The 6,529-nt window shown below is 73.4% G+C and carries 7 protein-coding genes; 2 read left to right on the top strand and 5 right to left on the bottom strand.

Annotation, left to right across the window (positions count from 1 at the left end; genetic code table 11):
* Positions 1-240, bottom strand: a 240-nt coding sequence (locus tag BLS21_RS05875; RefSeq protein ID WP_139177028.1) for a leucine zipper domain-containing protein, incomplete at its 3' end; no start/stop codon positions are given.
* 243 nt (positions 241-483) lie between these two features.
* Between BLS21_RS05875 and BLS21_RS05870 the strand changes: the two genes are divergently transcribed.
* A complete protein-coding gene (locus tag BLS21_RS05870) occupies positions 484-1,062 on the top strand; it encodes a GNAT family N-acetyltransferase (protein ID WP_091215018.1) in 579 nt (192 codons plus the stop codon).
* Positions 1,063-1,732: 670 nt separating this feature from the next.
* Here the strand turns inward: BLS21_RS05870 and BLS21_RS24510 are convergent.
* Together BLS21_RS24510 and BLS21_RS05860 are read right to left on the bottom strand one after the other, a co-directional pair.
* Positions 1,733-2,356, bottom strand: a complete 624-nt coding sequence (locus BLS21_RS24510) for a hypothetical protein (protein WP_139177027.1) — start codon at positions 2,354-2,356, stop codon at positions 1,733-1,735.
* Between the two features lie 398 nt (positions 2,357-2,754).
* A complete protein-coding gene (locus BLS21_RS05860; RefSeq protein ID WP_091215014.1) occupies positions 2,755-3,969 on the bottom strand; it encodes a cytochrome P450 family protein in 1,215 nt (404 codons plus the stop codon).
* A gap of 242 nt (positions 3,970-4,211) precedes the next feature.
* Between BLS21_RS05860 and BLS21_RS05855 the strand changes: the two genes are divergently transcribed.
* Positions 4,212-5,810 carry a serine hydrolase gene (locus BLS21_RS05855; protein ID WP_091215011.1) on the top strand — a complete coding sequence of 533 codons (1,599 nt, stop codon included), beginning with the start codon at positions 4,212-4,214 and terminating at the stop codon, positions 5,808-5,810.
* Between the two features lie 3 nt (positions 5,811-5,813).
* Here the strand turns inward: BLS21_RS05855 and BLS21_RS25015 are convergent, their stop codons facing one another.
* A complete protein-coding gene (locus BLS21_RS25015) occupies positions 5,814-5,972 on the bottom strand; it encodes a hypothetical protein (RefSeq protein ID WP_175479435.1) in 159 nt (52 codons plus the stop codon).
* Positions 5,973-6,211: 239 nt separating this feature from the next.
* Positions 6,212-6,493 (bottom strand): hypothetical protein, encoded by a 282-nt coding sequence (locus BLS21_RS05850; protein ID WP_091215009.1) that lies wholly within the window; start codon positions 6,491-6,493, stop codon positions 6,212-6,214.
* Between the last annotated feature and the right edge of the window lie 36 nt (positions 6,494-6,529).

Here is a 6,529-nt window from a genome sequence, read left to right as displayed (position 1 = left end):
CGCGGCCACGATCGCCGCGACCGTCTCCGGCGAGGTCTGCCGGGGCATGCGGTGCGGCCGCGAGGAGCGGTCGGCCAGCCCGGCCTCGCCCTCGGCGCGCCAGCGGCGCACCCACTTGTGAACCGTCTGCCGACTGACGCCCAGCTGCTTGGCCACTTCACCGGGCCGGTGACCGGCCAGGACACGGTCGACGATCAGCGTGCGGGCGAACACGGTGGTACGGGCGTTAGCGTGGGCCACGGAGACCTCCGGTTGGCAACGGCGACGTCAAGCACCGCCACTCCTTCCGGAGGTCTCCTTCGTCACCAAGGCGCCACGCCGACCGTCAACAACGTCCCTGGCTACGACACCTAGCGCGACCAGTGATCGGGTGACGACGCCACTGCGTACGGACAACGCTGCTCACGTGATGGACCCCTCGCGCCGACCGCCTCCACGATGAACCCGACGACCCCCGTGCCGGCTCGGCGCTAGCGTGGCCGGGTGGGCATCGAGATCGAGCCGGCGACGAGGGCGCGGTTCGACGACGTCGCGACCATGCTCGGTCCCAAGAACCCGGCCGCCAACGTCTGCTGGTGTCTCAGCCACCGGCTCGACTCGACGACCAACCGGGAACTCGTCGGACCGGCCCGCCGCGAGTACGTCCGGGAACTGACCGGCCGCCCGGTGGCCCCGGGAGTGCTCGCGTACGACGGCGGCGAGGTGGTCGGCTGGGCCGCGGTCGCGCCGCGGGCGGAGCTGCCCTTCGAGCGCTCGCGGAAGATCCCGCACGTCGACGACCTGCCCGTGTGGTCCGTGTGGTGCATCCGCGTGCGTCCAGGTCATCGCGGCAGGGGGATCGCGCACGCGCTCCTCCGCGGGGCCGTGGACTACGCCGCTTCGCAGGGCGCCCCCGCCGTCGAGGGGTACCCGGCTGACAACGGGGGCCGGCGAGTCGACCCGACCATGGCCTACGTCGGCACGCGGAGCCTGTTCGAGAAGGCCGGGTTCACCAAGGCCGCGGACACCGACGCTGTCGCAGGCGGGTTCCCCCGGGTGCTGATGCGCCGCGTCCTCCCCTGAGCCCGGCTCGCGCACGGGGGAGCACTCGATCGGCCGGGTGCCTCACGCCTGCCGGCACGCCTCTGGGCCGCTGCCGCAGCGACATCAGGTCCTGCCCGTCAGTGCACGTGGCCGGAGGCTGCGTCGTGTCGCTGAGGGCCGACCGGGGACAGGTGGTTCGCCGCGCCCCGCGTGCGTGCAGCAGCGGGGCGACCGTCCAGGCGACGTCACCGGGTTCTGCGGTCAGCCCCAGCTGGGCATGGCGACCTGGTGCCGCTGACGTGCACCTGCCGGATGACAGGGCCATGACGCCAGGCCAGGAAGCCGGTGCCGGGCTCGCGGTCGTGGCTGGCGCCCTGTGGTTCCTTTCCGAGGACGGTCGCGTCCCCGCCACCACACCCAGGCGACCCGGGCTGCGGCACCCCGACGGAGGAGGACGACGGCGACCTGGCCCCGGACGGGGCAGTGGATCCCCGTCGGCGTTGCAGCCCTCCTGCCCCGTGCAGCCGGTCCGTGCAGCCGGGCGTGGACCCGACCGCTGGGTGGGCAGGCATCGGAGGCTGCACCCGCCGGAACCTGGACGAGGTGCGCGTGACCGAGGTCGACTCCCCGGGCCGGATCGACCGATCAGGTGTCCTCGAAGCCGTTTTCCGCCCTGAGCGGCTCACCGGAGGTCACGATGACGGCGGGCTCACCGTGAACCAGCCAGAGTCACTGTCACCCTGTCCAGTTCCTGCGCATCTCCTGGGAGCTGCTGGCCGAGATCAGCGGACATGCGCGAACCCTTCTCCGCGACCGCACGCTCGATCTCACCTCCTTCACGGGGGGCAGCCACCAGGACCAGGTCGTAGGGGTGTCCTCTGTCGTCCTCGACCTTGCCTATGCCCACAGTCCGGACTCTCCAGTTCCCATGCGTGTCGATGTCCACCGGAGCCGGGTCGCTCGTGACGGTGTAGTAGTGGTTGTTCCGCGACTTCACCAACACCCAGAGGACGCGGTCCTCGGGAGCCGAAGCGACGCCTCTCACGTCGATCGGGCTCAGCACCTCCTGACCGGGTTCGGGATCTACGATCTTGCCGGACGCCGGCGAGACGACAGAGGTGCTCGCCGGCGAGCTCGATCCGGTGGAACTGCCTCCGGGCCGGTCGTCGCCGCTTCCACTCCCCAGTGCGAATAGTCCTGCCACCACGGCGCCGGCGACAGCTGCGACCACGGCACCGATGGCAGCTATCACTGCCGGCGTCTTCTGGCCAGCCGCAGCCTTTGTGCCAGCCGCTGGCTTCTTGACGGTCGCCGCCTTCTGATCACCAGCCATGCGTTCCCCCTGAGCCGCGTGCGTAGGCGCACGCTAGGGGAGAGCGGAGTGTCCCGCCAGAGTCCCGGTCAGGCCATTGGGGCCCGGTCGCAAACCGGCACCAGGCTGCCACCGGATGCTGCAGTCTCGTTGCTTTCGCGAACTCGGCAGATCACCTGGTATGCGCAACGGTAGGCGATATTGCTTCCGCGGACAAAGGCTGCCGGGTCCATGCCCATGCCATTCACGACGAACTCGGGAGCAGGCGGAGTCCCCGTGTACGACGATGCGATACGGGCGTGCAGGACCGGCGCGGAGGTGTCGGCTCGGGAGCCGCCGACCGCAGCGGCTGTGTCCCTGGAGCCGCCGACCGCAGCGGCTGTGTCCCTGGGAGCCGCCTGGTCGCACCAGGTGCCGGTTCAGCGCAGCCGCACGGGCAGCCGGGTCAGGCCGCGCATGAGGATGCTCTGCCGCCAGGTCAGCTCGGCGGGGTCGACGGCGAGGGCCAGGTCGGGGAAGCGGTCGAGCAGGGTGCGGAACGCGACCTCGCCCTCCAGCCGGGCCAGCGGCGCGCCGAGGCAGTGGTGGATGCCGTGCCCGAAGGCGAGGTGCCCGGCCTCGCGGTGCAGGTCCACCTCGTCGGGGCGGGCGTAGTGCTCCGGGTCGCGGTTGGCCGACGCCAGGGACACCAGCACCACCTCGCCGGCGGGGATGGTGGTCCCGCCGACCTCGACCGGCGCGGTGGTGTGCCGGAACGTGGCCAGGTTGACCGGGCCGTCGAAGCGCAGCAGCTCCTCGACCGCGGCCGGCACCAGGTCGGGGTCGGCGCGCAGCTCGGCCAGCCGGTCGGGACGGCGCAGCAGCGCCAGCACCCCGTTGCCGATGAGGTTGACCGTCGTCTCGTGGCCGGCGACCAGCAGCAGGAAGGCCATCGACACGGTCTCGTCGGCCGAGAGCCGGTCGGCGTCCTCGGAGGCGGCGACGATCGCCGACAGCACGTCGTCCGCCGGGTGCGCCCGCTTCTGCGCCACCAGGTCGGTCAGGTACACGGCCATCGCCATGCCGGCGGCGGTGCGCTCGTCGACCGCGCCGTCGGAGGCCAGCATGGTGTTCGACCAGCGGCGGAACGACGTCCGCTCGGCGTCCGGCACGCCGAGCAGCTCGCAGATGACGCCCATCGGCAGCGGGAAGGCGAAGGCGTCGAGCAGGTCCACCTCCGCGGGCCCGGCGGCCATCCGGTCGGCGAGCCGGCCGGCGATCGCCTCGATCCGCGGGCGGAGGGCGGCGATGGCCCGCACCGTGAAGGCCCGGCTGACCAGCTTGCGCAGCCGGGTGTGGTCGGGCGGGTCGGTGCTGAGCATGTGCCGGTTGAGCTCCTGGGTGAACGCCACGCGGGAACCCGGCGGCAGCGGCTTGCTCTCCAGCACCCGCGCGAAGCCCTCGGCGTCCTTGGCCAGCCGCGGGTCGGTGAGCGCCTCCCGGACGTCGTCGTACCGGGTCACCAGCCAGACCGGCATGCCCACCGGGGTCACCGCCCGCGCCACCGGCTCCTCGACCCGCAGCCGGGCGTACAGCGCGTACGGGTCGGCGAAGAAGGCCGCGTCGAGCGGGACGACCGGGGCAGCGAGGTCCATCGCCCGAGGTTCCCCACACCGCCGAGCGCGCGCCAGGTGCGTAGGTCCCGCGTGGCCCGGACCCTGGACGCCCACGTCAGCCCGCCACTACGGTCCCCGGCCACCACGGGTGCCCCGCGTGCCGACCGCGCCCGGCCGGCCCCACCCGTGGCGTTCCGCGAGCAGGCGCCCGCGCGGCGGCGCCGGTCAGGACCGTGCCCGTGTCCACTCCTCCGAACGCACCAGCACCCCGCCGTCGCAGGATGAGGTCGGCCGGCACGGCCGCGGCCCTCGCCACCCTGACCGCCGTGACGTCGGCCTGCGCGACCGGTGCCGTGGCCGCGCCCGCGCCGGCGACGAGCACGCTGCCGCCGGTGCCGCCGGGGCCGGCCGCGTCGCTGAGCCAGGAGCAGGTCGACTCCGCGCTGAGCAGCCTGGACGGGCTGGTGACGGACGCCATGGACCGGACCGGGGTGCCTGGCGTGGCCGTCGCCGTGGTGTACCGGGACCAGGTCGTGTACTCGAAGGGTTTCGGGGTCCGGGAGGTCGGCAGGCCCGAGCTCGTCGACCCGGACACGGTGTTCCAGCTCGCCTCGGTGTCCAAGCCGCTGGCGTCGACCGTCGTCGCCGGCGTCGTCGGGCAGGGCGTCGTCGAGTGGGACCAGCCGGCCGGGCAGTACGACCCGTCCTTCGCGCTGAGCGCCCCCTACGTCACCGAGCACGCCACCATCGCCGACCTGCTGTCGCACCGCAGCGGGCTGCACACGGGGGCTGGGGACCTGCTCGAGGACCTGGGGTTCGACCGGGACTACATCCTGAGCCACCTCGACCAGCACCCCCTGGACCCGTTCCGGTCCAGCTACAACTACAGCAACTTCGGGTACACCGCCGGCGCGGAGGCCGCGGCCGTCGCCACGGGGACGGCGTGGGAGGACCTGGCCGACCAGGTCCTCTTCGACCCGCTGGGCATGACCGGGACCAGCTACCGCCACGAGGACTACGAGGCCGCGGCGAACAAGGCCGCCATCCACGTGCCGGCCGGCGACGGGACCTGGGTGGCCCGCTACACCCGGGACGCCGACGCGGAGGCGCCCGCCGGCGGTGCCAGCTCCTCGGTGCGGGACCTGGCCCAGTGGGTCCGCCTCCAGCTGGGCGACGGCGTGCACGACGGCACCCAGGTCATCGACCCGGACGCGCTGGCGGTCACCCGCGTCCCGCACTCGGTCTCCAGCCCCCCGGCGTCCCCGGAGGCCCGCACCGGCTTCTACGGCCTGGGCTGGAACGTCTCCTACGACGACCAGGGACGGCTGCAGATCGGGCACTCCGGCGCGTTCGACCTCGGCGCCGCCACCGCGGTGCTCATGCTCCCCGTCGAGCAGCTCGGCATCGTGGCCCTGACCAACGGGCACCCCGAGGGGATCCCCGAGGCCATCACCGCCGGCTTCTTCGACGTCGCGCAGCACGGGCAGCCGACCGTCGACTGGCTCACCTTCACCGCCGGGATCTTCGCCCAGATCGAGCAGGCCGACGCCCCCGAGACCGACTGGTCCCAGCCGCCGGCCGACCCGCAGCCGGCGCGCGACCTCGCCGCCTACACCGGCACCTACGCCAACCCCTACTACGGCCCGCTCACCGTCACCGCGGACGGCGACCGCCTCACCATGACGATGGGCCCGGCGGAGGCGCCGACGACGTTCCCGCTGACCCACCACTCCGGCGACGTCTTCACCTTCGAGTCGATCGGCGAGAACGCCAACGGCCTGGCCGGTGCCCTGTTCGCCGTCGACGAGGGGGGGACGGCGGCGAGCGTGCGGCTGGACTTCTACGACCGCGAGGGGTTGGGCACCTTCACCCGCGGGTGATCCTCAGCCGTCCCGGATGTCCTCGACGAACCGGTCGGTCGCGCGCAGCGCGGCCCGCCACGCCTGCGCGTCGGGCGGGGGCCGGAAGGCGATGGTCGGCTCGCGGACGAAGACGGACAGCGTCCCGTCCTCGGGCAGCTCCGCCAGGTACCCGGAGGCCACGCCGGTGGAGGTGCCCGTGCCCGACCGCGCCGGTGCCCGCAGGATCCCCGCGGCAGGCCGGGAACCCGTCGAGCAGGTCGAGCACCGACCGGGGGGGGCGACCCGCTCCCGGTACCGGGCCTGCGGGGGCGGTGGTCGTGCTCACCGGGCGTGCTCCAGGCACCGGCGCCCGGCACCGGAGGACGGGAGCCGGGGTGCGCCGGCGGGTCGGCGGACGTGCGGGGTGGCGGCCGGGCGGCTCAGGTGGTGGCCGCCCGGGCGTCCTGTCCGGTCACCTGGGTGAACTCCTCGGACACGGCGAAGCAGTCGGTGACCGCGAACCGGCCCGCGAGCTCGTCGAGGACGGCCTGGAGCTGCGCCACGCTCGGCGCCTGCCACAGGCAGATGGCCCGGTCGGCGCCCCGGGACGTCCCGGTGGCGAGCAGCTCGAAGCCCGGCGGGAAGTCGGCCGTGCCGACGCTGCGCATCATCTCCGCCCAGGCGTCGGCGTCCCTGATCGTGTGGATGACACCCACGTACACGGCGACCCCTCCCTGCTCGGGCGTGCGGATCCAGCG

The organism is Geodermatophilus siccatus (genome assembly GCF_900103785.1).
GTDB lineage: Bacteria > Actinomycetota > Actinomycetes > Mycobacteriales > Geodermatophilaceae > Geodermatophilus > Geodermatophilus siccatus.
The sequence above is the reverse complement of the archived record's forward strand: the minus strand, read 5'-3'. Positions and strand labels throughout refer to the sequence as shown.